29 protein-coding genes and 5 pseudogenes are annotated in these 26,898 nt (G+C 36.5%); 9 read left to right on the top strand and 25 right to left on the bottom strand.

Annotated elements, in window-relative coordinates:
- Positions 1 to 60 precede the first annotated feature (60 nt).
- The 4 genes from BK126_RS26670 (at position 61) to BK126_RS26655 (ending at position 3,660) form a co-directional block, all read left to right on the top strand.
- On the top strand, positions 61 to 516 hold the full coding sequence (locus tag BK126_RS26670) for a nucleoside 2-deoxyribosyltransferase (RefSeq protein WP_076315518.1): 456 nt from the start codon (positions 61 to 63) through the stop codon (positions 514 to 516).
- Positions 517 to 528: 12 nt separating this feature from the next.
- On the top strand, positions 529 to 1,533 hold the full coding sequence (locus tag BK126_RS26665) for a thymidylate synthase (RefSeq protein ID WP_076315517.1): 1,005 nt from the start codon (positions 529 to 531) through the stop codon (positions 1,531 to 1,533).
- A 30-nt stretch (positions 1,534 to 1,563) separates the two neighbouring features.
- Entirely contained in the window at positions 1,564 to 2,334 is a 771-nt protein-coding gene (locus BK126_RS26660) for a class I SAM-dependent methyltransferase (RefSeq protein ID WP_076315516.1), read from the top strand.
- A gap of 84 nt (positions 2,335 to 2,418) precedes the next feature.
- Positions 2,419 to 3,660 carry an HAD-IIA family hydrolase gene (locus tag BK126_RS26655; RefSeq protein WP_076315515.1) on the top strand — a complete coding sequence of 414 codons (1,242 nt, stop codon included), beginning with the start codon at positions 2,419 to 2,421 and terminating at the stop codon, positions 3,658 to 3,660.
- 212 nt (positions 3,661 to 3,872) lie between these two features.
- Here BK126_RS26655 and BK126_RS29220 read toward each other — a convergent pair.
- Positions 3,873 to 4,091: pseudogene (locus BK126_RS29220) on the bottom strand (IS66 family transposase); the annotation flags it as partial.
- A gap of 21 nt (positions 4,092 to 4,112) precedes the next feature.
- Between BK126_RS29220 and BK126_RS26645 the strand changes: the two are divergent.
- A pseudogene (locus tag BK126_RS26645) lies at positions 4,113 to 4,298 on the top strand (transposase domain-containing protein); the annotation flags it as partial.
- Here BK126_RS26645 and BK126_RS26640 read toward each other — a convergent pair.
- Positions 4,214 to 4,537: a DnaB-like helicase N-terminal domain-containing protein gene (locus tag BK126_RS26640; RefSeq protein ID WP_076315514.1), complete on the bottom strand. Its 324-nt coding sequence runs from the start codon at positions 4,535 to 4,537 to the stop codon at positions 4,214 to 4,216. The pseudogene BK126_RS26645 and the gene BK126_RS26640 overlap by 85 nt on opposite strands.
- A gap of 738 nt (positions 4,538 to 5,275) precedes the next feature.
- On the opposite strand from BK126_RS26640, the gene BK126_RS26630 reads away from it, so the two are divergent.
- From BK126_RS26630 to BK126_RS30065, 3 genes and pseudogenes are all read left to right on the top strand, one after another.
- Positions 5,276 to 5,485, top strand: coding sequence for a YuzF family protein (locus BK126_RS26630; protein WP_031538343.1), 210 nt, complete (start codon positions 5,276 to 5,278; stop codon positions 5,483 to 5,485).
- 24 nt (positions 5,486 to 5,509) lie between these two features.
- On the top strand, positions 5,510 to 6,400 hold the full coding sequence (locus BK126_RS26625) for a manganese catalase family protein (protein ID WP_031538344.1): 891 nt from the start codon (positions 5,510 to 5,512) through the stop codon (positions 6,398 to 6,400).
- 18 nt (positions 6,401 to 6,418) lie between these two features.
- A pseudogene (locus BK126_RS30065) lies at positions 6,419 to 6,535 on the top strand (cell wall hydrolase); the annotation flags it as partial.
- A 128-nt stretch (positions 6,536 to 6,663) separates the two neighbouring features.
- Here BK126_RS30065 and tnpC read toward each other — a convergent pair.
- The 4 genes and pseudogenes from tnpC to BK126_RS26600 all read right to left on the bottom strand — a co-directional run.
- Positions 6,664 to 7,584, bottom strand: a pseudogene (tnpC, locus tag BK126_RS26615) (IS66 family transposase); the annotation flags it as partial.
- Between the two features lie 221 nt (positions 7,585 to 7,805).
- Positions 7,806 to 8,477: pseudogene (locus BK126_RS26610) on the bottom strand (IS66 family transposase zinc-finger binding domain-containing protein); the annotation flags it as partial.
- A gap of 100 nt (positions 8,478 to 8,577) precedes the next feature.
- On the bottom strand, positions 8,578 to 8,931 hold the full coding sequence (gene tnpB / locus BK126_RS26605) for an IS66 family insertion sequence element accessory protein TnpB (RefSeq protein ID WP_140384346.1): 354 nt from the start codon (positions 8,929 to 8,931) through the stop codon (positions 8,578 to 8,580).
- Positions 8,928 to 9,122, bottom strand: coding sequence for a hypothetical protein (locus tag BK126_RS26600; RefSeq protein ID WP_039238838.1), 195 nt, complete (start codon positions 9,120 to 9,122; stop codon positions 8,928 to 8,930). Before BK126_RS26600 ends, tnpB begins: the two co-directional genes overlap by 4 nt.
- A gap of 72 nt (positions 9,123 to 9,194) precedes the next feature.
- Between BK126_RS26600 and BK126_RS26595 the strand changes: the two genes are divergently transcribed.
- Positions 9,195 to 9,461 (top strand): hypothetical protein, encoded by a 267-nt coding sequence (locus tag BK126_RS26595; RefSeq protein ID WP_143757807.1) that lies wholly within the window; start codon positions 9,195 to 9,197, stop codon positions 9,459 to 9,461.
- Positions 9,462 to 9,494: 33 nt separating this feature from the next.
- Here BK126_RS26595 and BK126_RS26590 read toward each other — a convergent pair whose 3' ends face one another.
- The 19 genes from BK126_RS26590 to BK126_RS29585 all read right to left on the bottom strand — a co-directional run bounded on the left by BK126_RS26590 (position 9,495) and on the right by BK126_RS29585 (position 26,840).
- Entirely contained in the window at positions 9,495 to 9,941 is a 447-nt protein-coding gene (locus BK126_RS26590; protein ID WP_076315513.1) for a hypothetical protein, read from the bottom strand.
- 5 nt (positions 9,942 to 9,946) lie between these two features.
- Positions 9,947 to 11,104: a ParM/StbA family protein gene (locus BK126_RS26585; RefSeq protein WP_076315512.1), complete on the bottom strand. Its 1,158-nt coding sequence runs from the start codon at positions 11,102 to 11,104 to the stop codon at positions 9,947 to 9,949.
- Positions 11,105 to 11,214: 110 nt separating this feature from the next.
- A complete protein-coding gene (locus BK126_RS26580) occupies positions 11,215 to 12,156 on the bottom strand; it encodes a type II toxin-antitoxin system PemK/MazF family toxin (RefSeq protein ID WP_076315511.1) in 942 nt (313 codons plus the stop codon).
- Between the two features lie 20 nt (positions 12,157 to 12,176).
- Positions 12,177 to 12,581 carry a hypothetical protein gene (locus tag BK126_RS26575; protein ID WP_076315510.1) on the bottom strand — a complete coding sequence of 135 codons (405 nt, stop codon included), beginning with the start codon at positions 12,579 to 12,581 and terminating at the stop codon, positions 12,177 to 12,179.
- Between the two features lies 1 nt (position 12,582).
- A complete protein-coding gene (locus tag BK126_RS29595) occupies positions 12,583 to 12,756 on the bottom strand; it encodes a hypothetical protein (RefSeq protein ID WP_179085609.1) in 174 nt (57 codons plus the stop codon).
- A complete protein-coding gene (locus tag BK126_RS26570; RefSeq protein ID WP_076315509.1) occupies positions 12,743 to 13,132 on the bottom strand; it encodes a hypothetical protein in 390 nt (129 codons plus the stop codon). Before BK126_RS26570 ends, BK126_RS29595 begins: the two co-directional genes overlap by 14 nt.
- A 130-nt stretch (positions 13,133 to 13,262) precedes the next feature.
- The gene (locus BK126_RS26565; RefSeq protein WP_076315508.1) at positions 13,263 to 13,787 is read right to left on the bottom strand and encodes a hypothetical protein; all 525 of its coding nucleotides are present in this window, start codon (positions 13,785 to 13,787) and stop codon (positions 13,263 to 13,265) included.
- 31 nt (positions 13,788 to 13,818) lie between these two features.
- Positions 13,819 to 15,243, bottom strand: coding sequence for a peptidoglycan DD-metalloendopeptidase family protein (locus BK126_RS26560; protein WP_076315507.1), 1,425 nt, complete (start codon positions 15,241 to 15,243; stop codon positions 13,819 to 13,821).
- 23 nt (positions 15,244 to 15,266) lie between these two features.
- The gene (locus tag BK126_RS26555; protein ID WP_076315506.1) at positions 15,267 to 17,684 is read right to left on the bottom strand and encodes a VirB4 family type IV secretion system protein; all 2,418 of its coding nucleotides are present in this window, start codon (positions 17,682 to 17,684) and stop codon (positions 15,267 to 15,269) included.
- A gap of 35 nt (positions 17,685 to 17,719) precedes the next feature.
- On the bottom strand, positions 17,720 to 18,247 hold the full coding sequence (locus tag BK126_RS26550) for a hypothetical protein (protein WP_076315505.1): 528 nt from the start codon (positions 18,245 to 18,247) through the stop codon (positions 17,720 to 17,722).
- Positions 18,248 to 18,259: 12 nt separating this feature from the next.
- A complete protein-coding gene (locus BK126_RS26545) occupies positions 18,260 to 19,171 on the bottom strand; it encodes a conjugal transfer protein TrbL family protein (protein ID WP_076315504.1) in 912 nt (303 codons plus the stop codon).
- A gap of 52 nt (positions 19,172 to 19,223) precedes the next feature.
- Positions 19,224 to 19,625: a hypothetical protein gene (locus tag BK126_RS26540; protein ID WP_076315503.1), complete on the bottom strand. Its 402-nt coding sequence runs from the start codon at positions 19,623 to 19,625 to the stop codon at positions 19,224 to 19,226.
- 592 nt (positions 19,626 to 20,217) lie between these two features.
- Entirely contained in the window at positions 20,218 to 21,675 is a 1,458-nt protein-coding gene (locus BK126_RS26530; RefSeq protein ID WP_076315501.1) for a bifunctional DNA primase/polymerase, read from the bottom strand.
- Positions 21,676 to 22,164: 489 nt separating this feature from the next.
- Positions 22,165 to 23,106 carry a hypothetical protein gene (locus BK126_RS26525; RefSeq protein ID WP_076315500.1) on the bottom strand — a complete coding sequence of 314 codons (942 nt, stop codon included), beginning with the start codon at positions 23,104 to 23,106 and terminating at the stop codon, positions 22,165 to 22,167.
- A 470-nt stretch (positions 23,107 to 23,576) separates the two neighbouring features.
- Positions 23,577 to 23,729, bottom strand: a complete 153-nt coding sequence (locus BK126_RS29590) for a hypothetical protein (RefSeq protein WP_179085608.1) — start codon at positions 23,727 to 23,729, stop codon at positions 23,577 to 23,579.
- Positions 23,730 to 23,939: 210 nt separating this feature from the next.
- Complete coding sequence (locus BK126_RS26520) at positions 23,940 to 24,356, bottom strand: hypothetical protein (RefSeq protein WP_076315499.1); 417 nt, start codon at positions 24,354 to 24,356, stop codon at positions 23,940 to 23,942.
- A gap of 945 nt (positions 24,357 to 25,301) precedes the next feature.
- Complete coding sequence (locus BK126_RS26505; RefSeq protein ID WP_076315496.1) at positions 25,302 to 25,898, bottom strand: restriction endonuclease; 597 nt, start codon at positions 25,896 to 25,898, stop codon at positions 25,302 to 25,304.
- Between the two features lie 25 nt (positions 25,899 to 25,923).
- Positions 25,924 to 26,409 (bottom strand): helix-turn-helix domain-containing protein, encoded by a 486-nt coding sequence (locus tag BK126_RS26500; RefSeq protein ID WP_076315495.1) that lies wholly within the window; start codon positions 26,407 to 26,409, stop codon positions 25,924 to 25,926.
- Between the two features lie 263 nt (positions 26,410 to 26,672).
- On the bottom strand, positions 26,673 to 26,840 hold the full coding sequence (locus tag BK126_RS29585) for a hypothetical protein (protein WP_179085607.1): 168 nt from the start codon (positions 26,838 to 26,840) through the stop codon (positions 26,673 to 26,675).
- Positions 26,841 to 26,898 lie beyond the last annotated feature (58 nt).

Genomic DNA, 26,898 nt, shown 5'->3' with positions numbered 1-26,898 from the left:
TTAATAAAAACCACTTCCGAATTGAAGTGGTTTTTAATTTTTTATTAGGAGTGATAAGGAATGAGTCAAAGTAAAAAAATGTTTCTAGCAGGTCCCTTTAAAAGTTTGGTTGATTCAAAAACAGGAATAATGGAAAACCATGAAAAACAAAAGTTGTTAAATCTTATATCTTTTTTTGAAACAAAAGGTTTTTCAGTCCATAATGCACATAAGCGTGAAAGTTGGGGGAAAGATTTCATGACACCTGAAGAATGTACAGAAATAGATTTCAAAGAAATCAGTACGTGCGATCTTTTTGTCGCCTTCCCGGGATCACCAGCTTCTCCTGGTACGCATATTGAAATTGGGTGGGCTTCAGCTTTGAACAAACCTATTATTCTATTATTAGAAGAAGGAAAAGACTATGCTTTTTTAATAAAGGGTCTTGGTACTGTCGCTAATGTAACTTTTATCCGTTTTCAAAAAGAGGAAGATTATTTAAACCAACTCGAAAAATTGTATCTACAATTTGTATAGGAGGAGATACATATGCATTACAAAAATTTTCATGAAGCTTATATAGATACATTATATGAAACCTATCACAACCCACAATTTTTTAATGCACCGCGCGGCAATCATAGCCGTGAGAAGCTCAACCATCACTTGAGTATTAAAAATCCTGTAGAACGTGTGTGTTATTTAGCAAGCCGAAAAACGAATATTGTTTTCAATTTTGCTGAAGTGTTATGGTACTTATCCGCGGATAATAGTCTTGATTTTATTGGTTACTATAACAAGAAAATGCCTGAATACTCTATGAACGGAAAGACATTAACAGGTACAGCGTATGGACCGAAAATATTTGAATTTGGGAATGCCAAGGTGAATCAATGGAAACAAATAAAAGATTTATTGACATATGAAGATACTGATTCCAAGAGAGCATTTATGCAGATCTTTGATGCGACTGAACTTGTGGTATCAGACAATATAGATGTTTCGTGCACATTAGGACTACAATTTTTTGTAAGAGAAAATAGACTGTATATGGCATCTTTTATGCGTGCAAATGATGCTTTTCGTGGAATCATAAGTGATCTTTTTTCTTTTACTTTTATTCAAGAATTAATGGCAAAAGAGCTCAACCTAGAATTAGGAGAATATTTCCATAATGTCGGATCCATCCATGTCTATCAACCTGATAATGAATGGACTGAAAAAGTACTCCAGGAAGCCAAATCTGACCCACAAAAAATGAAGCCTGAGTTTGAATTTCCTAAAATGCCTTCTATAAATAATTGGCCATCGATTGAAACTGTATTGAAATACGAATCTTTATTAAGAAAAGATCAAATTAAAATGTCAAGCTTAGACATTGAAAAACTGGATTTACCTGAATACTGGAAACAAGTTCTTTTACTTTTTAGTTTGTATCAGTACATTGCTTATAAAAGACCAATTGATTTTTCTTTGTATAATAATTTACTACCGGTTTATCAGCATTTTATGATTAATAAGTGGCCCTCACATTTCAAAACAAAAGTAAAATAAATCTTTTAGTGTAAGGAGGAACAATAGATTATGGAGAAAACTTCTTTTAAAGAAGGAACTATTGCTAATAAATTTGATGCTTACAATGATATCCTTGAACAAATTTTAGGATTTCGTTTTGTCTTCCAAACTTTTATCTCAAATCCCAATATAAAAAATATACTTGACTATGGGTGTGGACCAGGAAAAGTAGCTTATAGACTGGCTCAAAGTACAAACCTAAACATCTTTGCCGTAGATGAATCAAAAGAAATGCTCGATATTGCTTCTGGAAAACGAACTCATCCAGAGGTGGATTATCATTTGATTCAAAATGATCGCTTATCTTTTCTTAAAGATAATTCAGTGGATGGAGCTATGGCATGTTATGTTTTCATTAACACAGGCAGTAAAGATAGGATTCAGCGAATTATGAAAGAGATTTATCGGGTACTAAAACCTGATTCACCTTTTGTTATTTTAGACACGAACCCTGACTCAACAGGTATCGAGTTTTCGACTTTTCGAAATGGCATACCAGGAAAAAAGTATACTTATGGGGAAGCCCGACAAGAATGGTTACACATACAGAATCAAGAGGATCTTATATTGCATGATTTTCACTGGCCAAAGTCAATGTATCAAGAACTTCTTAAGGAAGTAGGTTTTCGGGAAATCGAACAAATAGAACCAACTTTGCGAGATATTCCTGATGAGGAATTAAAAATAATTGAACAAAAACACGAATTTAACCAATGGAAAAATGAATGGGACTATCCTCCCTTCGTAATTTATCGATCGATAAAACCAACGCAGGAGTAAATTCCTTTGGTAGTATATATAGCCTTATCATTAGCTGGAACTGATCGTTATGAGGTTTCATTAGTATTCAAAGGAGAGAATATTATGCTAGTTGATGAATTTGATGTATTTTTGTTTGATTTAGATGGAGTGATTTATATAGGACCTGAACCACTTCCAGAAGCAGTAGAATCGCTTAAACGTCTTCGGCAAGATAATAAAATTATTCGGTTTTTAACAAATGATCCATGTACAACACGTAAAAAAACGGAAAGTCGGTTAAATAATCTTGGAATAGAAGCAAGCAGCGAAGAAGTGATTACATCAGGTTGGGCGACTGCCCAATATTTACAGAATGAAAAGATCAGAACTGCACTTGTTTTAGGTGATAAAAATTTAAAATGGGAATGTCAACAGGTAGGTATTAATACCGACGATCAAAACGACGTTGAAGCCGTTGTTGTCGGGTGGGACACTGATGTGTCTTTTCATGACATCCAGAAAGCAGCGAAATTAATTCATAAAGGAGCAAAATTTGTTGCGACAAATGCTGATAGAACGTTTCCGACTCCAGAAGGTCCTTTACCTGCTGTTGGAGCTATGGTAGAAGCGATTCAAGTATCAACAGAGAAGAGACCTATCATTGTAGGAAAACCATACCCTTATATGTTTAAAAAAGCGCTTGAAGATTTCTCCCAGTCCTCTAGAATAGTAATGGTGGGTGACAATCCGTATACTGATGTTTTAGGAGCACATCAGGTAGGAATACCAGCCATTTTAGTATCGGATCAAAAGACAAAAAAATTTCCATCTGCTAGAGATTTTCGTAATCCGGATGCTACGATACCGAATTTAAAGGGTTTATTTGATAGTAATATTAAAATTAAAAAATGGATTTCCCCTTCCTTTTCTTGGCCTGATCATATTAAAGCAGGGGTAGCAGGCATTATATTTGATAAGAATCAGCGCGTTCTCCTAATGAAACGTGCAGATAACGGTTTATGGGGTATTCCTTCGGGTCATGTTGAACCGGGAGAAACTGTGGAAGAGGCAATCATCAGAGAAATTAGTGAAGAAACGGGTTTGAAAGTTAAAGTTAATCGGTTAATCGGAGTTTATTCTGACCCTGTTTCCCAAGTATTTTCATATCCAAACGGGAAAGTTAGTCACTTTATTACAACTTGTTTCGAATGTGAAGTTGTGGGAGGAACTCTAATTAGGGAAAATGAAGAAACATTAGATGTAAATTACTTTGATCTTAATCATTTACCGGAAAATCTCTTACGTATGCACCCAAGATGGCTTAAAGATGCATTAGAAAAAGAACAAATTTCTTATATCCGTTAAAAAAACATGAAACCTTCTGAAAAAGGGGTCCTACTAAAAAAAGAAATGGAAAATGACTTGAGGTTAAAACTTCGAGTCATTTTTCATTTTACGTAACATGATGTTAAATAAAGAGTAAGCCCGAACTATAAAAAATAAGCATACCTTAACCGTACGCATCATAAATCACCGTATATCATGATTTTTTTAATCAGATATACGGTGATTTCATTTTATCTGCCACATTCTGCTTGGATCATTTTTGACCAAGGCATATATTGATTTAAAATTTCCGAATGTGGATAGATATCAAGATTCGGAAAATCCGTCAGTAACTTCAAGAGATAACGATAGAAATCCACTCCGTTTGCTTTTGCCGTTTCTGCGATACTTAAACAGATGGCGTTGGCTTTTGCACCAGCTTCACTGACGGAAAAGAGCCAGTTTTTTCTTTTATGTGTTTAAGTCCTAAAAGGAAAAACTGGATTTTTGCAAACACTCCGAAAGGAGCGAAGGCTAGTGCTGTGACTTATAGTATTGTAGAAACAGCCAAAGAAAATGGGCTTAATCCTTATCAATACTTGATGTACATTTTCGAGAAGCTTCCCAATGTAGATGCGAGTAATGAGAACGCCATTGATCGGATTTTTAAAGCCTGATTTTCTACTTCTGTCAAAAATGTCTCGTCATATTCAAATTCCTGTACCTCCGATAAATATCTTATATTTTTTGCTGCTTCAATTCCTCGCCTACGCAAGGCTTTCGATTTTACCAAATCACAATAATAAATGGTATTCGCTGTAGTTGGTACTGAGCCAGCTAATTGAGTAAGATAGGTTACGCCGCCCACATCCTCCAGTATCCCTTTTTGATTTAGTTGTTCGGAAACAGTGACCACATCAATATCTTTATAGCCACCCTTTATACTCTTTAATTCTGGTTTTAATTCTTCCTCTGGAATAAGTAATGATAAGGTTTTGAATAGTTTGTCATCACCTTTGTTGCTTAACTCTGCTGCTAATTTATTTACATACCAATTAGGTGCTCCTGTCGCAATTAATCATATCGGCACATGTTTCAACAGATTTTTCAAAGCGATAAATAAATACAACTTCAATATATCTTTGTCCATCTTTCGAGTGCGGCTTAATGACTTCTAATTTTTGAAATAGGCCCGAGATTTACTGGTGTTCCATACAATTATAAATTGTTATACACAACTTCCAGTAGCTTGATAATATTGTCTTGACGTTGAAACAGTTCGTCCTGACGTTGAAATAGTTTGTCAAGAGTTTTCGTTATACTTTGAATGGCATTACCTGTGCCATAAAGTTTATTCTTGAACTCTACAAGCCCTTGCTTTATCTTTTCAATTTTATTGTCAATTACATCGGCGTATGCGAGCCATAGTATAAATTCGTACATAAAAGGATTAGATTAGTCATTCCTAGGTCCAGTTTAAAAAATTGGGTATTGCTAGGCCTAGTTTCGTATTGCAAAAAATGTGCTATTGCCGTTTATTATTTTCAGGATAGTATTTAACAACAAGAGTCAAATTGAACAGTTGTTTTTCAGTCTTTTTTCATATCGAGAAACATATACTCAGTAAGAATGACTTTAGAATAGGAGGATCTAAATGACAAACAACAACCTGTTAAGCTTTTATGATCCATATGTTTATCAGACATTAACAACCATTGTTGGTAAAATTGTTACTGTTCAAACCATAAGAGGTAGCGTTCGTGGCTCCTTGAAAAATGTATTGCCAGATCACATTGTTGTCGAATCTAACGGAACTCCCTTTTTTATTCGTACCCAGCAAATTATTTGGGTTTTTCCTGGTTAACAAAAAGGAAGTGGAGGGGAAATAATGTTTAAAAGAATAAATAAATTGGCAATTGAACTTCCTATACCCGCACACGGCGATATGAATGCTGCAGCAGCAGTACAAGAACTCTTGGGTGGCAAGTTTGGGGAGATGTCTACCTTAAATAACTATATGTTTCAGTCTTTTAACTTCAGAAATAAAAAAAAGCTAAAACCATTCTATGAGTTAGTGGCAAGCATTACAGCAGAAGAATTTGGTCATGTAGAACTTGTTTCTAATACGATTAATTTGTTATCGGTAGGTAATACTTTTCCAGGGAATCCGGATATCACTCCACTTCAAAATGGGAAGGATGCGAGAAACACCCACCATTTTATTTCTACAGCTCAAACGGCTATACCAGGTGATTCAATGGGAAGACCTTGGACTGGTGATAATGTTTTTAATAGTGGAAATCTGGTTTTAGATTTAACACATAACTTTTTTCTAGAGATTGGTGCACGTACACATAAAATGAGAGTTTATGAGATGACTGATAACCCAGTTGCTAGAACCATGATTGGGTATTTACTTGTTCGTGGAGGAACACATATCCTCGCCTATGCGAAAGCAATCGAAATTGCTACAGGGGTAGACTTGACGAAAATGCTTCCAGTTCCAAATCTTGATAACTCAAAATTTGATTATGCCAGACCGTTCATAGAAAAAGGCTTAAGCAATGTGCTATTCACATGGAGCGAAACAGAATACAGGGATATCGGAATGATTTGGAAAGGAACAAATCCGGAAAATGGGCAACCGCTTGAAGTGAAAATTGGTACTCCTGAAGGCGGACCAATTCCAAACTTAGAGGAGTTACCTGAAGAATTTGCTCCTGGTATTACTAGGGACGATTATGAATTAATCAAAAAACGTCTAATGGAAAATTTATAATAGATTTTTTGTAGGAAAGTTTTTCAACGACCTGGAGGATTTGAAGCAACTATAAGAGGATATTTTTACCAAGCAGCTAGAGAAACAGAAATTAGGTTAGCAAGGAGACTAATTAAAGGAGAACGATTTCATCCATTACTTCCTTTGAGGTAATGCTTTTCTTTTGTAAGCCCGAACTATAAAAAATAAGCATACCTTAACCGTACGCATCATAAATCACCGTATATCATGATTTTTTTAATCAGATATACGGTGATTTCATTTTATCTGCCACATTCTGCTTGGATCATTTTTGACCAAGGCATATATTGATTTAAAATTTCCGAATGTTGATAGATATCAAGATTCGGAAAATCCGTCAGTAACTTCAAGAGATAACGATAGAAATCCACTCCGTTTGCTTTTGCCGTTTCTGCGATACTTAAACAGATGGCGTTGGCTTTTGCACCAGCTTCACTGACGGAAAAGAGCCAGTTTTTTCGACCCATCACATTTGGACGAATGGCATTTTCGGCTGGATTATTATCAATTTCGATACGGCCATCCTTCAAGAATGCTTTTAGTCCATTCGCTCTGTTCAGAGTATATTCAGCTGCTTTTGCAAGCGCATTTTTGCCGTAGAATGGTGATTTTTCAACCCAGTCAAGGAATTTCTTAACGATTGGCAACGCAAACTTTTGACGTTTCTTTCTTCGCTTACTGGGAGACAGATGCTTGAATTTCCTTTCAAGTCGATACAAAGCATCACAATAGCTGACACCGATTTGTCCGTTCTTGCTGTTCGCTTTCATCCAATAACGGCGAACATGCGCCCAACAATTTGCGAAGGTGACGCCTTCTATTTTGTCATAGGCCGAATAACCATCACAGACAATCGTTCCGGAATAATCTTCAATGAAGCTTTCGAGAACAGACCGAGCACGTGATAATGAACTTTGAAACAGGACAATCGTTGGACCTTGACTGGGCACACTTCGATAGACCCAATTGTAGGCGTTAGACTGACCAGATTTGCCATCGGAACGGTTGATAATTTGTGAATACGTTTCATCGACATGTAGAATGGTTTTAGCCATCATCAAAGACTTCATTCGTTCGTAAATAGGCAATAGCCAATCGTGTGAGGCACGAATGACCCAATTGGAAAGGTTCTTATCATTCGTGTTCAGGCCATAACGCTCCCATTTGTTTTTTGCAAGCGAAAAATGCAGACTTGTGCAAAGCTGAGTACAGAGGATTGCAACTTGACATGGAGCCTCTACGGGCATGATAAAATCGCCACAAACCCAGCACTATGAAGGGCTGGCTCGCCGACTAAGGCTATCATACCCGCCTCTCCATGTAAAGTTGCTACAGACCAACTTCTTTGCAATTCTATGTATTTTTATTTTGCAATAAACACCCATTCCTTTACCTGACGGTAAAGAGGTAAGTATTGTGAAAATTTATCATACATCACTTTGGCAAGTACGCTAGGACTTGCGATGCTACGTTGAATGGGAGGTTGTGGCGCTTTACCACGTTTAATCTGCCCTTTTTGTAATGAATCGCTTTTGCATTTTTTACATTCATAAGCGTGTTCAATATGTTGAACTTTCATCATTTTCGCAGGAATAAATTTCGCCTCTTCACGCACGATTGTACTGCCCATTTCTATCATTTGATCATGGCAATCGTCACAGATTGTATTTGCTGGATGATGGTGAATAGCTTCTATTTCAATATCTTCACGCAAGGAATCATTTCGTTTTTTTGGTTGAATTTTTCGTACAACAGTATAAGAAATGGTCTGTTGGCTTTGTTCTTCTGTGTGCTCAGGATCAGTAAAAGACGGGTCATCCTCAAATAAGGACACTTGCCCGTCGGGCGTATTGTATTTGGATTTTTCTGTTTTAGAGCCATATAAGAGCTTGGTTAAGTGTTGAAGTTGTTGCGTTAACGATTCAATCTGTTTCAACGATTGATCCAACTTTTTCGATAACTCTTTATTTTGTTGATTCGAATGAGCTAATTGATCTTCAAGCAATCGAATTAATTTCTCAGATTGATTTTCATTCGTAGAAGAAACGTTCGTCACATCATTCACCACTTTCGTTCAGTTTCGTTCAGTTTCGTTCCTCCTATTATAATCAGTTCGAACAGTGAAAATAAAGATAAAAATAACGACTTGAACGAATTTAGAACGCACCTTTTGGCGATGGTTGAATGGCTTTTGGCTGCTGAATGGATAACCCTTCAAGGAGCCAGCGAAGCTCCTGTTGTGAAAGATGGCGTACTTCATTTTCATCTTTTGGCCATTGAAGTTTTCCACTATCCAAACGCTTATACAGCATGGCGAAGCCATCACCATCAAAATACAGACATTTATAGCGGTCTTTACTCCACCCTGAAAATAAGAAAATGGAATCGCCATATGGATCAAGTTCGAAAGAATCTTGAATCAGTGTGGCAAGCCCATCAATTCCTTTTCTCATATCTGTCTTACCGCAAATGATATAAATGTTTTTAACACTTGTATAGTCGTGTTTCACCCATTTTTCAACTCCCTCATGACCGCTTGGATGATATGCTCATCTACACCGTTAAAGAAGGAAATTTCAGCGTTTGCTGTTTTAATCGTGCAAGTAGGATTGGAGGAAAGCACTGTTGGCTTTGTTGCAGAATTATTTTCGTTTTCGGTATGTAATGTAACGGGAACAATGGTTAGTTTTTGTTGTGGCATAGGAAAAGCACCTCCTTTTATTGATACATGTATCGTACCAGGAGGTGCTGCGTGTTTATATGCGTTGTTTGAATGGGGGCTTACAATAAAGATAGTAATTCTAACAATATACATCTTTTTTACATTTATTTACTCTTTATTGCGGGTGGTGACAGCTATGCTGTTACTACCCCAAGAAAAAATGTTTGTGCATTGATCAAAGATGATGAAGTTGAAAAGCCAAACGATATTTCAGGTGTAGTATATGTTCCATATGATGCACGTGGAGGTTGGCGAACTGATTTAGCAAAAGAGCTTAAAACTGCTGGTTATGTCATTGACTTTAATCTCTTCTTATAAAAGTAAAAACCGACTGAATAACAGTCGGTTTTTTTAATCATCATCATCATCATCAAAGTTCAAGAAACTAGCAGTTGCTTCTTTGAGTAATTGTTTCTTTTTCTCATCAATTTCTGAAGTATGGCTTGATATTGGTGAGGATTCCTCTGAAGCCGTACTAGGCATTGAAACGGTCATAAGACCGCTCTCTTTCATTTTAGCAATTACTTTCTCAACTAACTCATCAACATTTGGAGTTGGTTGAACTCTTTCGAAGTTAAGGAAGGCATTTTTGCCTTCCTCTCCCTCAGGTAAGGGTAAACCTTCTGCTGCTCTAATCAAATTTGCCAAGTATTCACTGGCATTAAAACCACCTTGTAGTTTCTTTTCATTTAATAAATTCAATATATCGGTATTCTTTCTTACAAGGCGAAAATTGACAAGGTCATTTAACTTATATAGCTTAATTTCTTTTGTTTCATCGCGGTTATCATTATTCAATGTAATCACGCCCCAAATGCTTGCATAGCAAGTTTCCAATAGCCGAATGCATTTTGAAGCTGTGGATCGTTTTGGTAATCACTTTTATTCTTAGGTTCGATAAATGTAAGTTCCATGTCTCGACCCTCTAAGTGTTTCATTAGATACGGACGAAGTAATTTGGCACCGCCACCTACAACAAAAAATTCCTCAATCTCGTAGTTTTTAGACCAAAGTCGATCAACTACATCTACAATTCTTTTCGCAAAGAAGCTTAATTGAGCTTCTACCTCTGCACGCAAAGGAATTTTTTTACCTCTTACACTAAGGAAATCTATATCATCATTCATTATTTTATCAAGGATTTGGTTTCGTGTAACAATTGCACCAGTTGACGCAGTAAGAGTAGATGCAATTTTATCAATGTAAGTAGAAATCCCTTCATCTAGCCCATCACTCATTGTTTTGTCAGGTTTACCATTCTTAATAACTGGTATGTCAGTCGTAAAGGCTCCAATATCAACTACTCCACGTGAACCTTGTCCTAGCTCAGGACGTGCTATATCTGTAGCATCTGCATTAAACATCTGATTGGTAACTACAGGTACACCTTCTGCAGCTATTTTTACATCCTCTATAATAATGCGTACCGTTCTTCCAGGGTTGCCTTGGGGATCCATGAGAGTAACATCAAATTCTCCAATTAGTCTCTCTTTAAGCTTTTTACGTGCTTCTTTGCTATATTGTTTAACTGGTAAACCACTAACAGAATTGAATTTAGCAACTTTTTTACTTTTTGGAGTTCGTAAAGCTAGAATAGCTAACAATGGTATATGTATATATGGATTGTCAGCTTTCTCAGTACCTACAACCGTTTCATCTTCTCCCTCTGCGATTGCCTTTTCCCCAATGAAGAACCGTTCTTTCGGACCATTGAGAGGTTGTATAATCACATCTAAGTTATGAATATTTATAGATCCATTATCAGAAGATTCATTAAAATCAAGACTATGTTTCGCTTTTTCACTGAGCATACGGCGAGATACGGTATTTTTCGTAACTGTGTATGTCTTGCCATCAAAAACAATTTTCACTGCATCGTTACCTAAGTCGGCTCCAATATTTTCAGCTTTAATATTTCTAGCTTCCTCTAGTAAAGTGTCAATTACGCTTGTCCCCATCATGTTTTATTACTCTCCTTTTTTCGTTGTGGTGGTTTCTCTTAACTACTCTATTATTATAGCATACAATTATATGTAAGACAAGTGTAAGACATAGATGTAAGACAAATAAATCACCTTGTTTTAGGCCCTCTATTTTTCATTAATTGTTCTGATATTAGAGATCTACTTTTCTTAATTACCTCTGGTTTCAATCCTAGTGTATCAATCACTGCTCTATCAACATCAAGCATTTGCTGTTTCATTACTTGGCCGACTTTTTTATCTAGTTCCATCCAACTCCAATTCATCGGCTGCATTTGTGAAAGTAACACCCTACGAGCTTGTCCATTGATAGTAACACCAACATCTTTAGGACTGTATAAATGAACATAATCGGATTTGTTTTCAACAACCGGAACAACGATGCTCTGTCCTGGTGGGCTTTGTCTTATATTCCCTTCAACAATGACAATCCCTAAGTGATTACCATGGATGCGCTCTTTTGATTGATTTAATATTTCGGGCTGAAAATGGCATGGAACAATATCAGATCGTTTTAAATCGATTGGGGGTTGTCTATAAAACTTTCGAGTAGGTAAATTAAGTTCGTCCAATACCTGTCTTTCGATATCAGGCCGATTTACTTTCACATTCTTGGCCACAATCTCACTGATCCACTCCGAGTAAGCTTTTTCTGTTTGAGAAGCGTACAAAGAAAAGTGACGAGTCCGATCTAAATCTTTTGGTGTAAGCTGACCCACCTTCTGATTGTCTACTATCCATTTGATATCAATTGATTGATTTTGATTTAATTTTATAAAAGAATCTTTTGAAAGTACGCCGGGATAATCTTTTTCCTTTAAGGGTACAAACGTAGGGAATGACAGATTCATACCACTTGCGTCTCCAGTTATAGGGGCTACAAATAAACGATTGGGCGTAATCTCTTCTAACACCACTACGGGCCGAGGTCTCGCATTCGGTTTCTTCGAATCGATATTATAGTCAGCAGCATTTTCTCTTTGTACAAACTTCGGGAAATTACTAAAGAATATATCTCCTGGTTGAACCATCTCTTGTATAAGCTCCTTTGTTAATCTTTAATTGAACTTGGATAGATAAATCCTTCATCATCATCGTCCGATTCGGAATTATTGAATTCGAATCCTTGAGTTCTATAATAGGCTTTTAACGCTTCAGATTGAGCAAAATCAAGAATATCATCATTCGGATCTTCTCCAAAATGCTCCAGGATATATTGATCCATAAAATCAGCCATTCTTATCTCATTTTCTTTTTCTTTCGGATCTGCAAAAGTAAGGTCTTTCTTTTGTATAATTAAAGTCGTTAAAATATCTGTTCTTGACGGATGTGTCTCATCTTCACCTACACGACTTTTTAATTTATCGTATATCAGTTCTAATCTAGATTTACTAGTAACAGGCAATCGCATAGATATACCTGTCTTTGATCCTTTTTCTCTTTTGGCACGAGCCATCTTACTCCCTCCCAAATTGACGGATATGTTCTTTTTTTATCAGTTCTTCTAAAATAGCGGTTGCAGTTTTTCCACTTTCCCGTTCGGCTTCAATTGCTACAATCTGTTTAAATCGATGGCTTTTCGTTACAGGTATATTACCTATAGGGGCTTTAATTTTCTTAGAGGGCTTCATCGTTTATCACCACTCTCTCATAGGCTTCATCAATCAATTGGATAATCACTTTTGTCATTGGGACATTGTTGGCTTCTGCAAGTTGAGATAGCATTTCCTTAACAGATACATCAAATAAATAGGGTAACTTGATATGAGGTTCTGTCATGGATTGATCGGGATTGGCTAGCTGCCAATCGTTAGCCAACTTCATTAAGTGGTCTAGGGTTAGGTTCTCCGTATCTTCTGGCATATCGATATAATGAGGTAATACAACGCGCAGATATTCCTCAAGTCTTGCCATCGATTCGGGAGTTAGGTTCATAGTAAACTCATTATTTTCACGGCTTAGCTCGGCCTGATATGACTTAGTAAACAGCTCTACAGATATAATCATTTTTTTATGCTCCTTCATATAATCTTTGATTTTGTATTATATCACAGACTGAGTATAATATACATAGTCTGTATGGAATATAAAAAAAATAGACCCAATGATAAATTGTATTATCATTGGGTCTTTTCTATTAGTGTCCATGATCATGTTCTTCTAATTCTACCATGGAAGGATCTAACATTGGAATTTGTTCATAATGATTTACTTTCCACTCACCTTCTTCATATATAAGATCTGTCTTTGCAATTACGGTCTGTTCTGTTTTACTTCCCTCATAATTTATTGAAATACTTATTTCATTAAATAAATGGAACTCGTCATCTACTCTTTCAGAAATGAAATTTTGCTGTGATAAAATGGTTGAAACAACATAACTATCACCAGCTGCAGGTTCTTGACTTGGCTTAATCTGTTCAAAACCACTTTTCGTCATGAGCGGCTCAAGCTTTTCAAAACGACTAGATACATCTTTGTATTCTAACAATGTAGTAATAAACTGCTCATTAGCCTCACGAGCTGCTTCTATCTCTTGCATTTTCCTTCTATCACCAATCATGTCCCTTTGCTCATTTTTCAAATTCACCGTATAGAAAGCCAGGATCACGGTAATAATAAAAAGTACAAGGAACGGAACACTAATTTTTATCTCTCGCATGTCTTTCTCCTACAAATAGAATGTATTGCGGTTAAAGACCTATAAATGGTGCTGGGTTTATCGGTATCCCATTTTCAATAATTTCGAAGTGTAAATGATTACCCGTACTACCACCTGTAGATCCGCACGCACCGATGATATCACCTTGACTTACTGACTGCCCGACTGAAGTAAGAATTGCGGATAAATGAGCGTATGTTGTTTGGTACCCATCCCCATGATCTATACGCACGTACTGCCCGTATCCCTTTGTCGGATCACTTGCATCTTGCCAACGAGCAATAATGACAGTACCGCTTTTTGAAGCAGGTATAGGATCTCCTTTCGCACAAGCTAAATCTATCCCTTTATGGGGCGTTTGAGGCACGCCTGTGATCGGATGTGTACGTGGACCAAATGGTGAGGTCATCTGACCATTAATTGGCCTTAAAAAGCCGCTGGAGCTTGGTGAAGGGATTTCTACAAGTACATAACCACCGTTAATATAGCTATTATAGAAAGATAAAACATCAGCTACATACTCAGAGCTGCGGTTATAACTCAGAATCGCTCGTTCTAGATCCCCTGAAGACGCTCCATTTCGTGCCAACATGTGAGAAGCTGAAAACACTGCGTCAGTTATGTTCCACATATCTGCTTTGTTATCTCCATCAGCATCGACTCCAAGCCCTCCATACTGTCTGATCATCGCAAGGCTCGTTTTTTCTGAAGATGTGAAATTTCCTTTCCCTGCCCCGCTACACGAAGGGTGGGCCCAACCGATAAATGTACACGGCATAAACTGCATGTGTCCTTCTGCCCCAGCGTAAGAGATCATGGGATCCATTGTAGAAAATCGTGTCTCAATTCGGTGTATGGCTGCTAGCAGCTCCCAAGGTACACCATACTTTTCTCCAGCCCTTTGATAGATTGATAGATAGATAGACGGAATAGCATTCTGTGCAAAGTCTACTGATCCTCCACCCCCAACCGAACCAGTACCGTATTGTTCAAACAATAAAGCCCTTGCCTGTTCTGCCATTTCACGCTGCTCTTGAGTAAAGCCGAGATTATCCATAACCTGACTGAAACTGTAGGTCCGCTTTTCTTTTTCTGTTGTTGTAGTACATTTTTGCTTTTCACCTTCGCCTGTACAAGTCGTTCTTTCTACTTGCACATAATAAACAAAATCATCCTCTAGATCTCCTGGTTTTAATTTATCTTGATCCATCTCGTGCTTTGCTAGATCGATTGCAAGTAGCTCTTGCCATATCAATCCATGCTGAGCTGCAATTGATTGATATGGCGCTATTTTCATCGGTTCTTCATCTCCCCAACTGACCCATGAAAAGAGGATGACTATAACTGAAACCAAGAGAACAAACGGAGCGAGGATGACAGCGATAAGAAGAATTGGTATCCAGGGCTTTTTTTTCATCATCTGGATAAGTGTTAATGCTATTTTCACTTTAGACATAAGCTACTTCCCACCTTTTTTTATCATAGCGTGCTGGTGGTTTCGCCATATTCCAACTCAAGATCATACTTTTTAATTTGCTCGTATTCTTCAGGACTAATAAATTTTAGTTCATCTACTAGAGGTGTAGTTTTAATTTCTACTCTTGTACTTCCCACCATATAGATACCATGGCCTTTACCCTGACGGCGTTTTAATATACGTTCTTCTTTTCTACTAAAATTAAAACCAATCTTCTTCAGGGTATTATAATCGTTATCAGAGAGACCTAAGAACATTTTAAAGAATGCATTGTCAAAGATGGCTTTACCATAATTTTTGCTTCCGCTTCCAGCTCCAAAGAAATCTTCAACGTTTTGAGTAATCGTTGTTAAAAATCCACCGTATTTTCGGATTCGTTTTGCCATTTCAAACAAGAACTTCAATGTCTGAGGGTTATCTGGACTTGCCAACTTCCATGCTTCATCAACATAAAGTCCTTTTTTCTCATTTCTATCGATTTTCATGTATTCCCAAATATCATGAAGTAATAAATCCATCATTTGAGGCTGTACGACTTCAGATAGTGAATGGATATCAAGTACTGTTAACTGTGTGTCCATAGACCAATTTGTCTGGCCGTTAAACATGTTTTTGTAAATTCCTGACACATAGGGTTTTAAGTTTTTTCTAAAAATTTCTAACGTACTAGCAAACTCTCTTCTAGAACAGACCTCATCTAAATTACTTAATATAGGGAATACTGCGGGTAATTCTTTCGATTCAAAGGTTAGACCAGCAAATTCTTCATAGGTAATACGGATTGCTTCTGTAAGTTCCGCTTCTTCAGTTGAATCCATCTTAGGGTAAATATGCCTGAAGTATGGAATCATATCGGCTATTTTTCGCTGAAGATACATCCCCACATCTTCTACGTAATTGCGACTATCATTAAAAGCTAGTTCGTCTTCATCGGTATCTAAAATAGCTGAACGAATATGAAATGGATTCGTACAAAATGGAGCTCCTATAGAAAAGACAACTCTTTCCCCAAACTTGAACTTATACTCTCTTTCCGGATCAATTACAAAAATCTTGGTTCCTAATTGATTTTCCCTAGAAATATCAGCCTGAGCATACCATGATTTCCCCCGACCCGAAGGGGCGATTACAACTTCGTTTGGATTATCTACTGCCCGACGATCACGACGATCTACAACGATTAAGCTATCTTTTTCATTTTTCCCTTTTATAACTCCTGTTTTCATCATGAAGTCAGAACTATTGAAAGGAAGAATGCTAGCTATCGCAGAAGTATGCATTGGCCAATACAAATTTTTGTTAGCTAGAAAATCAGACTTGAAAGCAATGGGGAGAGACATCCAAAAAGGATCATTATGCAATAAGATAAGCTGCCTTGCATTCATTCTGCTTGTAGAGATCGAAGTCAATACACGCTGACATGCAACATCGAGGTCTTTTAACGTTTTGTCACGAACAGAAATGATAAGGGAGACATTATACATATTTTCTGCATCTGAACTCAGCTGATCAATCAGTTCGATAGCTGAATCTTCTTTTTTCTGGAGCTCATTGAGTTCGCTTTGCTTTGTATCTGGTTTGTTCTTTCCGAAGCGAATAAAACCAAGTGATTTATCAATACTATCAATAACTTTATGCTTGCCTGTAGGTTGGAGAATAATGCTCGTATCTACTTCAGCATTGATATCAAATAGTTTTGACATCCATCCCTTTTTTACAGGAGTTGAAGGGTAATTCATAATGGTATAAAAACGGTAGTACATGCCGTCAATAATGCTATGATCCTCACCTACATGAATGATGGGAATAGGAGCTATGGAGCTAAGCGTCTTCATCTCATCATGAAAAGGTTGATAAATCGATGTTTTAGGATTGAGCTTTTCATAAAGCATTCTCAGTCCTTCTTGTTTCTTTAATATTTTCACTAAAATTTCGCCACTCTCAAGAGAATTCCGGATATGTCTAACCGATTCTTCAAAATCTTCTTTGGCACGTTTCGCATCAGAATGACGAGTACTCAGTGTTAGATAAAAAGTCTTCGTTGTTTTCTTTTTTACAGAACTTCTTTTCACATGCTTTTCAATAGCCGAAATCCGATCTAAGTAATAACTCTCCGTTATTTCTTGCTTTTTCTGCTCTATGTAACTCATATAATCCTCTAAATTCATTCGTTCAGAACTTACAGTTATTTGAGCTATATTTACTCCAGCTACATTTATTGCTTCTCTCATGAGCTCAACAATATTTTCATTTTCGTCATCTGTTAATAGGTCATTGTTTATGGGTGTTACTTTTAAAATGCAGCGATAGGTTCCGTCCTCCATTTTCAGAAATTCATCGAACTCTTTAAATGGAATAGCTTGAGCTGGTGTCTTTTTCGGCTGCTTTTTTGGTATTGGTAACTTTATTGTAAAAGCCATGTACTGTTTACACTCCTTCATTCAATTGAAAATGATTATTTACCTCTATTCGTTAAATCTTTAGGTTCCGGTATCCAATCTTTTAATTCCTCAAGTTCCTTCTCTCTTTCTGCTCGTAAGATCTCATTTCGTTTCAAATACTCCTCTTTATTAAAATGCCATTGCTCCTTAACTGGAATTTCAACTTCAGCAGCAGGTTCATGTAAGGGTTTCACATAAATAAGTGGAGTGATATATTCCTCATCGTGTTTTGCTCTCTGTCGAGTAGATGTGATGTTATATATTTTTTGTGCGTACATATTACCAATTAGCAATTTCACATAATCGATCGCAAAAAGTCCGTTTCCTAACTCTTGGGTAAATAAAAAGTAAGGGAATACAACTAAAAAGGCAGCAATCCCAACCTTTACTCCAGTAGAAAAAGGAAAAATATAAGCTACTAATATTGCTATACCAATGAATAAAAACATCAAGATCCACGCCCGACCGTTCATCCCAAATATCTTAATTCCTTCATCTACACGTCTTGGAATATGGTACAGTTTCTCATTATTGTTACTCATGAATTAATCACCTTATTTCTTCATCATCTTGGCGTATACAACGGTACTAAAACCTGATTTAACTCCACCAGTTAAAGCTTGGCCAGCTCCACTCGTATATAAGAGATTTTTCAATACTGTAGGACCCATTACAGCAAGAATGGCAGTACCTATGGGTAAAAGTAAATTGTTTATTGTTAGGTTAGAAGCCATATCCACAGTAAAGTTAAGAGATGCACCAACAAGCCAGAATTGTACAGCTTGCGTAAAAGTAACAGCCACGGATTGAATTATCCATATGTTGAATGTTTCACCTTTACCTGCATAACTAACAGCAAGGATTGGTCCAATAACGTACAAAAAACAAAGTTCAGCTAACCTCATTGCATTAGATATAACAAGCCCAACTAATGCAACGATCCATACTATAAAAAATAAAACTATAGAAAGATCCGCTGCTTGGGGGTATTCTATGCTTTTAATGTTGCGTTGAAAATCAACCCCTAATCGGCCAATCAGCTCGATTAGTGCAGCATTAAGCTGTATCAGCCAATCTAAAAAATGAGGCATAGCATAAATTAAAAATCCAGACAATAGCGTTCTCCACATAATGAATGATAGCGGTTCAGATTGACCGCTAAAAGCTCTCGATGACATTGAATTCCAAACACGAAAAACAAATTGAGAAAACAAAAGAATACTAGCTAAAACCTGAGCATATATCATACTCGTAAATACGAAACTAATATTTTTGATATCAGGCGTACTCAATAAATTTGTCAATAAATCCACCATGCTTGCAAAAATAGGCTCAAATATTACTTGTAACATGTAAGTCGCAATACTTTCCGCTGCTTCTTCCTTCCAACCTGCAAAAGCAAGGCCTGGAATCAGTAGAAAAAAAATTAAAGAAGCACTTATCGTATATACGTATTTCCTCTTCATAATGTACTCCTTTTGTAAAAGAAAGCCCCTAAATAGGGGCTTTCTAAAATACTTACGTAAAATTGACTGTGCATCCGAATTTGCCTAAAAACCAAGTAGTAAGACCTGTAGCACCAAAAATTAAAACCGAGCCGCCAACAAAATACATTGAAAACTTTTGAGCATCTTCTACTTTATCTTGTCGACCACGCGCGCCACGGAACTTCAAACCAGCAACAATAACAAAGATAATACTTGTTACTGCAGTAACATACATAGCCCATTTCACAGGATCAGAAATCAATGTACCTAACACTGTAATCCAAGAAGGTGTAGCTGCACACCCATTACCACTAACACTTACAGAACCTGCACTTACAGGACCAGCCGTCATTAATGCAGCTGAACCTAATAAACCTATGTAATACATTTTCATACCATATTTTCTTATAAAACTCTTCAATCCACTAAACACTGTTACCCACCTTCCTATCTAAAAGCTCTTCATAATAATCTAACGCTCTTCTCATGTGCTCTGACCTTTTGATACCAGTCTTACCTTCCAACTCCAGCAAAAATCCTTCTTGCTTGTGACTAATCCACAATGTCTTACGCTTCATCTTCGGTTTCATACTACATTCATCCGGTTTCGACACACCAATACTTCACCACCTCTACTACCTTCATACTAGTATAATTTTCCTATCAGTGAAAGTATAACGTATGACGTTTAAGCATACAAGGTACATTTTGAACACTAAGACCTAGCATTGAATAGTCCAGTAGACCAGGTTAATAGCAAAACATTAGAAGTAAGAGTCTAGAGACCTAGGCTTGATTTCTCTCCATACAAAGCAACAACAGCAAGTGTATACCAGGCTACCTCCAGCAATAAAACCACTACCACAGCGCCACCTAGATAATAGCTAGGAAAAAAGGAGAGGTATCCGAAACCCTCAGAGCATGAATAATTCACAACAGGCAATCCGTAGGGAAATACGGGAGGCAAAGAGGAAAGCCCACCCACCCCCCTATCATCTGTATTAGGAGATTGGCTATTTAATAGATTAAGAACCAGGCCCGTCTCTATCATTTCCGAACTCTGATGGATTCTTCAAATACTCGAATTTCTTGATCAATTCTTTTTTGACAAAATCATAAATGTATAGTGTATGCTTATCGATTTTCGTTGCTGGTTTCAGATCCTCAGAATCTTTGTTTTCTACAGACGTATCTACTTCATCATGTATGACTGCTTCTGTTTCGATAGAATGGCCACCAATGTATCGAATAATTGTCTTCCCTCCCCTACCTCTTCTCGTTTCCATTTCGATGATCCCTTCAGAAACAAGCAGCTCCAAGACGCATTTAAAAGAGGACAATGGGCAACCAATTTGGTTAGCAATTTCCTGTTGAGTTCCGGATATTTCTTTTTCTTTGTACAACAAAGTAAGGGTATCCGTCTTCCATTCTGAAAAATGGGACCGATCCCGTTCATGCCTGGGCTTAGCCGTTTCAAAGAAACGAAAGGCAGAATAATGAAAATCCATGCCTGTTAATTCACGAATAATTTGGGCTGAAGGTGCGTTTAAATTAGCGCTTCTATAGGCATACTTAACCTTATAGAGAGCTTCTCGTAGTGAAAATGGACGTTTCCCTGTTCTTTTAGTTGTCTTACTGCAGTAGTATTGGTGCCACTGAGTCATAGCTGCAGTAGCTTTTTCAATAGACCATTTAGAAGCTTTCATGGCCAGACTGAGGGTAAGGCATGTCCTTTCTCTTGATCCTTCCTCACAGTTTTTATGTAATAAGTATTTCAAAGCCGGTGTATTCATGAGATCCCCTTGACGGATCCGATAATTAGAGGCGTTGACGAGATCATACGGATGGTTTAAATCTCTCCAATCTTTCAGTTCATCAAATGATACGGTTTGATTCGGCTTGAAATATACCAACGTTTCTTCAGTTGGTGTACGGAAAATACGATTCGCACCTACAGCGGCTGCATCTGCTCTCAGATCTTCTGACATATGCGTCATGATCCCTGTATATAGACGAACACGTTTAGCTGTTGCACGAAGAGATTCTTTGAATATGTATGTAACATGATATCCACCGCTAGGGGTTTTGATAATAGCGGTAGGCAAAGGCAATCCGGATTCTTGAACGCGATCAAAGATATCCTGAAGGCTTTCACCAGGCGTATCTATATCCAAAACAAATGCATTCAGATAGCGCAGAGTTTCCGTAAGCCTTTGATCATTACGGTAATAGCCATTTGGAGTATAGTAGGTTGTATCCTTATCCGGATCTGCAATCATGCCAAAGAGTGAGGAGTAAGTCGCAATACTTTGCATCTTTTCTCTCGGGCCTACAAATACCCATTGTCGATCCTGATTGTACTGATTTGTACGTCTGGATTTAACACGACTCGGGTAAAGCTTCATATTGGTCCCGTATAATAGATCAAAGAATTGCTCTACTTGATTGAGGAGAACTAACTTATCGGGTACAGGAAACGACATCTGCTCTCACCTTTCTGCCGCGCAAAAACAATAAAAAAAACCTCTATTTCCCTAATTTTGCGTATGGGAAACAGAGGTTCTAATCTTGTCTTACATAGGTAAGATGTGCTATAATATAGTCAATAATATTTTAATATTGACTATAAACAAAAGCACTTGCAAAATTGCCTGCTGGTTTCCCGGATAGGTCGGGTTATCGCTTTGAAGTCGTTTTTTGAAGAAACGACTCCAGCGTGGTTTAAGATATTAAATTTGCGGGTGTCTTTTTTTTTGCGTTTTTTCGAACTTTCTCGATCACGAATATGTATAATATCTAAATAATAGCGCATAAAATACTATATTTCAACCTGAATTTTCTTAATATGGTTCTATGGTCCTATTGTAAATTGAAATTTATTTTTCAATTTTTGATAACGGTTATACATAATTTGCTAAATTATTTAATCAAAAAGAGAGATGTCGGGCTAGCGAACATCTCTCTTATTTGATCTATTTTAGTCCTCTGGTATGTTTTTGAGGCTGAATATTAAGAGAGGGATTTTTAGCACATTCTACGAATTGTATTGCATATCCCTTCCTCTTATCAATGTAATGAACCTGTAACCTAAAGCGTCCAATCCCCGGCAACCAATATTGACCTCTGAGCTTTAAATCTTTTACTTGTTTCCGATTTTGCTGCTTGTTCGGATTAAAAGTATTCGTGTGCACGGCATACTTTAGATTCTCTTTTATAAATTGTTTAACCTCATCGTTATCCTCCATTTTCATTTTAACTCGAAGATAATCTATATTACGATCCAAGATAACTAAATGAGGACTGAAAAGGACGTTTCTTCTACCAGCTTTACATGGATAACATAAAAGCTTTATATTCTCCGTATCATTAAAAATAGTCCAATCCCTCTTCACAAATTGAGCAACCCTGAAGTGCATAGCTTGCCCGCACGCTTCACAACGTCCATCCTCAGCATTATAAACTTCTTGTTTGACTTCTTCAGAAAGATACAATGAATCCGTATTAAAATTAAGACGTGTCCAACGGTTGTTTTCAATCCCGATTTGAATATTCTCGTAGGTGTGCCACTGTATGTGAATCCATTCTCCCCTAAATCTTCGTTTCAAATACTCTCTATAAATCCATCTAGCGTCGATTCTAAACTGTTCGTGTTCTTCTAAAATATCAAAAGCTCTATCAAATGCGTCATCCTCATCTAAATTCATCACATTAGCAATTCTAGATAATGTTTTATCAGTTACTTCAACTCTTGGCCAATCGACAGTAAAATCAAAATTTCGTGGCTTCCTTCGCATCGCTATTTTTGATTGTTCTACAATCCAATGCAGCTTCTTTTGAGGTTTTTTCTTCTTTTTTTTGGTTTTTTTAAATCTATTATTTTGTGGATTCTTTTTAAAATTTTTTTTAGTTTCCATATTCCCTCATCCTTCAATTTATGCTATATTAAAGGTACTAATTCCCCTTTAGAATACTGTGGTGGTTTCTTACGGGGTAAAAAAGTCTTTCGATTATTTTTAATCGAAAGGCTTTTTTTATTGCCAAAATTCGACGTCTTACATGATTGTCTTACAAATGTAAGACTACGGTTAACAAGCCTTTTTTTCTACTTACCACAGCAGTAGATCAAATTCGCGGTACTGGAGAGAAAATTGTAAGATAAATGTCTTACATTTAGTCTTACACATTTATCTGTTTGATTTCAATGTATAAAATATCCATTATTATTGTTATAAAACTTTGGTATGGATATTCTGCTTTTCTTATTTTTCACTTAAATTCTATTTATTATTTTAGCTACTTTATTTTGAAATTAAGACCCAAGTTTCTGGATTTTCATGATAGAGTGTAATTCTAATATCTCCTTCATGGTCTTCTTTGGATGCTGTCATGGTCTTTCATCTCTTTTCTTATCACCAAGGAAATATACTATAGCACAAACAACAATTATCAAACTTACAGCAATTAGACCTGTCATAGCAATTTCAATAGTGGAATGTACTCCCTCATAAAAATCAGAGAATTCATGCGAATCGTCCATCCTATAACTCTTACCTCCTTATAATTTTTGTTCGTCTGCAATGCATATGTAAGCCTGGGTGAACCTCCAAAGGATATAATCCATTTACGATCCTCTGATTACCTTACTTCATCTTCAGTTGCAAAGACGTGGATGGTCTTTAACACTTTTCATCTTTTCTAAAATGAGCTGCAGCTGGATCCATGGTAAGACCATTAATCGATGCCATAATTACACATTCTCCTTTTGAGGTCGTTTCTTCTGGATCATTTCATTAAATGTTGAATTTGTATAGACTGCATATGTAATACCTTTTCTCTCGTTTACAGAAAGAAAGGAATAAAGATTTTTTTTATGTTTCTCATAAAACCATGACTGTACATCTAGATACTGATCTGTCTCTTCAATGATGCCACTATTAGGAACCATAATTTCCTTTTTTATTAGAGTTACCTGGTTGCTAAAATCAAAAACATTTCCAAAAATAAACTTTGAACTTTGGCTTACTGAATTAATCAAAATCCCCTCTTCATCATGACGGGAGCACTCCAGGCTAGCTTGGATTTTTAAAAACTTATCTACAGCTCCATATCGCGATCGATCTTTAATATGCCATATTTCATCGATCTTTTTCATAATCTTTACCATTATTTCAGCTCCTTTAATGAACAAATAAAAGTCATATTTATAAGCTCGGTAATAAAATGAAAATCTATAAGATCTGTTATTGAGCATACCTCACAAGGAAAAAATGCAATGCGATACAATTTCGTGTATGTTCATTTTATTAATATTTTAGAGTATAAAAATGATCTTATTTACCTACCCATAATCCCGCTCGTTTATGCTAATTTTTAACTCATAATAGCTCATTTTTTCATTCATTAGATGAAAAATTCTTTTCATTTACTAGGCCAGTTAACAGTAGAAAACAAATTACACCAATAAAAATCAATATGATAGTCGATATTCCGTACCAAAGATACTGAAATAAGTTTATATCGGAACCAATTGAAAATTGTCCGAAAATCACAAACCATAATATTGTTAATGATGTAATTATAGATAGTGCTGAACTTACTTTGACTGAGATCTTAAATAGCTCACTTAATATCATGACAATTAGAATTATTGTTACACCTACAACAGGTAGTCGGATACCTACACTTACAGATCCCTCTTGGATATAACCATTAACATGCAGACTCGCAAAAAAATCAGGTGTAAAAAAGTACAATGTAGTTAGACATATGAACATTATTACTCGCAAGATATATTTTACAGTCATCTCCAGTCCCCCTTACCAGCCGTTAACATTAAGAATCGCTCAAACGTTGTAATAGTATTAGATGATTATTTACAATAGCCATAATAAGAAATGAAAACGATGTGGCACCGAGTGGAAGGATGAAATAATCCAATAAGAGTATTCCAAAATTGAAAATAGACAACGGTATAAAAGCTATTACTAAAACTATAGTTAACAATAAGAAATATTTGGTTTTATACTTTTTCAAAAGATCTTTATTGTAGAAAAATGTTAGATCCATTTGTTACCTCCACGTTGATAATAATAAGCCTCTTTATATGTATTTAACTCGCATTTTTTACTTTTACTTTTTTTGATTCTTTCATTTCAAGTATGAGTTCAATCAGCTTTTCCCGATTAATTAAGAGAACTTGATTAGATTTAGCCAGTGTATAAGCAGCTTCTGTAAAATCACTATTAGTTACGACCCATGCTGCATTTGCTTTATAGTGTGCAATAGACGCTTGTGCTTCCTGGACTGCTTTAATACCTACGTTTTTACTATATCGTTTAGCTTGCACAACAATTTTTTGATCGGCTTTCTTTAAAATGAGATCCGCGCCGAAATCACCCGATCCTTGAGTTACCTTCGCTTCATATCCAAGGTTTCGAAAAAGTTCTCCAAGATAGCTCTCAAACTTAAACCCATCCATTTTGTCGATATCAGATATACCGGATTTCCTCAATTTTTCTCTTTTGGCCATTCCACGAAAGATAAGAATGGCGATTAAGCCCCCTAAAGCTAAAGCTGAAATAAATAAGGATGTTTCAAAAGATCCTGTGAGCTGCATCCCACCAAAGAACGATCCAAGAACAACTAATCCGGTTAGAGCTTTTAATGCTTCTTCTTTCTGTTTTTTCTTACTTTTCCTTCTTGCCATTAGTAAGTCTCCTTTAATTGATTTTTTAGAGTTTCCCTCTACCAGTAAACAATTCACTAACATCCATATTAAAAAATCGGGCTGCCTCCCTAGCATTATCTTCCTTGGGCATTACATTTTCAAAAACCCATCGCTCTACAGTTCGCTCACTAATTCCTATGTACTTCGCTAGTTTATTGGTTGAACAACCGTTTTCCATCATAGCGTGATATAGCTCGTGATTTTTAACTTCCCATTTCCTTAATTTACGAATTGGTAAATTTGGATAGATATTATTACATGCATAACATAAGTGTCGTTCATTATCCTGCATAGAAGGATGTTTTCCACAACGAATACATAGGCGCTTATTTAATCTGGTTGATTCTCGTTTAAGTTCTAGTTCACCTCTTCTCTCATTACATTCCTTACATAAATATGTGTCAGAAGGTTTTGCACATTGGGCACACTCGGAATTCTTTCTACGATATTGTCTGAGTTTCTTCATTGCTATTGCTTCATTGCTCTTCATTTATTCTCATCCGTCCGGGTATATTTTGCTATGACAGTAATTCCTGTACTAATAGCTATAAGACTACAGATCACCCAAAAAACAAAAAAAATCAAAAGCCAATCCATTAATTCCAACTTATCCGCCACCTTCATTCCATACTGTTACTGAACCAATTTTAGTCATCTTCTTTTGCATGCTAAAAGTAAATATACTGTTGCAGTTAGTGACATTTAGTAATTTACATATAAGAAATCTCGGCTATGCAACTTATCACCCTATATTTATTGAATTACATAATAGCTGTAGCTGGTTAGTTGATTACCCACCTGGATAATCTCATTTATCTCTACCGATCCCGTTGATGATTCGTTATCCGAGAAATCCACAATTTCAATTTCCAAATCAGAATTGAGTTGACTCAACATTTCAATAAGTTTCGATACCTTCATCTAATTGCACCCTCCTAAGAATTCAAGTTCATAGATTTTTTATAGCCTAAGCAGACAT

Source organism: Paenibacillus sp. FSL H7-0326, from assembly GCF_001955535.1.
Lineage (GTDB): Bacteria > Bacillota > Bacilli > Paenibacillales > Paenibacillaceae > Paenibacillus > Paenibacillus shunpengii.
The sequence above is the reverse complement of the archived record's forward strand: the minus strand, read 5'-3'. Positions and strand labels throughout refer to the sequence as shown.

Bases quoted from the DNA above. Each gene is read 5' to 3' on its own strand.
- BK126_RS26565 (WP_076315508.1), bottom strand. From the start codon at position 13,787: ATGCGAGAGATAAAAATTAGTGTTCCGTTCCTTGTACTTTTTATTATT.
- BK126_RS29595 (WP_179085609.1), bottom strand. From the start codon at position 12,756: ATGAAGCCCTCTAAGAAAATTAAAGCCCCTATAGGTAATATACCTGTA.
- BK126_RS26660 (WP_076315516.1), top strand. From the start codon at position 1,564: ATGGAGAAAACTTCTTTTAAAGAAGGAACTATTGCTAATAAATTTGAT.
- BK126_RS26600 (WP_039238838.1), bottom strand. From the start codon at position 9,122: ATGCCACAACAAAAACTAACCATTGTTCCCGTTACATTACATACCGAA.
- BK126_RS26525 (WP_076315500.1), bottom strand. From the start codon at position 23,106: ATGGAAACTAAAAAAAATTTTAAAAAGAATCCACAAAATAATAGATTT.
- BK126_RS26505 (WP_076315496.1), bottom strand. From the start codon at position 25,898: ATGGCAAGAAGGAAAAGTAAGAAAAAACAGAAAGAAGAAGCATTAAAA.
- BK126_RS26500 (WP_076315495.1), bottom strand. From the start codon at position 26,409: ATGAAGAGCAATGAAGCAATAGCAATGAAGAAACTCAGACAATATCGT.
- BK126_RS26560 (WP_076315507.1), bottom strand. From the start codon at position 15,243: ATGTCTAAAGTGAAAATAGCATTAACACTTATCCAGATGATGAAAAAA.
- BK126_RS26530 (WP_076315501.1), bottom strand. From the start codon at position 21,675: ATGTCGTTTCCTGTACCCGATAAGTTAGTTCTCCTCAATCAAGTAGAG.
- BK126_RS26550 (WP_076315505.1), bottom strand. From the start codon at position 18,247: ATGAGTAACAATAATGAGAAACTGTACCATATTCCAAGACGTGTAGAT.
- BK126_RS26555 (WP_076315506.1), bottom strand. From the start codon at position 17,684: ATGGCTTTTACAATAAAGTTACCAATACCAAAAAAGCAGCCGAAAAAG.
- BK126_RS29590 (WP_179085608.1), bottom strand. From the start codon at position 23,729: ATGGACGATTCGCATGAATTCTCTGATTTTTATGAGGGAGTACATTCC.
- BK126_RS26520 (WP_076315499.1), bottom strand. From the start codon at position 24,356: ATGGTAAAGATTATGAAAAAGATCGATGAAATATGGCATATTAAAGAT.
- BK126_RS26670 (WP_076315518.1), top strand. From the start codon at position 61: ATGAGTCAAAGTAAAAAAATGTTTCTAGCAGGTCCCTTTAAAAGTTTG.
- BK126_RS26545 (WP_076315504.1), bottom strand. From the start codon at position 19,171: ATGAAGAGGAAATACGTATATACGATAAGTGCTTCTTTAATTTTTTTT.
- BK126_RS26625 (WP_031538344.1), top strand. From the start codon at position 5,510: ATGTTTAAAAGAATAAATAAATTGGCAATTGAACTTCCTATACCCGCA.
- BK126_RS26630 (WP_031538343.1), top strand. From the start codon at position 5,276: ATGACAAACAACAACCTGTTAAGCTTTTATGATCCATATGTTTATCAG.
- BK126_RS26595 (WP_143757807.1), top strand. From the start codon at position 9,195: ATGGGGGCTTACAATAAAGATAGTAATTCTAACAATATACATCTTTTT.
- BK126_RS26570 (WP_076315509.1), bottom strand. From the start codon at position 13,132: ATGATTATATCTGTAGAGCTGTTTACTAAGTCATATCAGGCCGAGCTA.
- BK126_RS26665 (WP_076315517.1), top strand. From the start codon at position 529: ATGCATTACAAAAATTTTCATGAAGCTTATATAGATACATTATATGAA.
- BK126_RS29585 (WP_179085607.1), bottom strand. From the start codon at position 26,840: ATGAAGGTATCGAAACTTATTGAAATGTTGAGTCAACTCAATTCTGAT.
- BK126_RS26580 (WP_076315511.1), bottom strand. From the start codon at position 12,156: ATGGTTCAACCAGGAGATATATTCTTTAGTAATTTCCCGAAGTTTGTA.
- BK126_RS26655 (WP_076315515.1), top strand. From the start codon at position 2,419: ATGCTAGTTGATGAATTTGATGTATTTTTGTTTGATTTAGATGGAGTG.
- BK126_RS26585 (WP_076315512.1), bottom strand. From the start codon at position 11,104: ATGATGGGGACAAGCGTAATTGACACTTTACTAGAGGAAGCTAGAAAT.
- BK126_RS26575 (WP_076315510.1), bottom strand. From the start codon at position 12,581: ATGGCTCGTGCCAAAAGAGAAAAAGGATCAAAGACAGGTATATCTATG.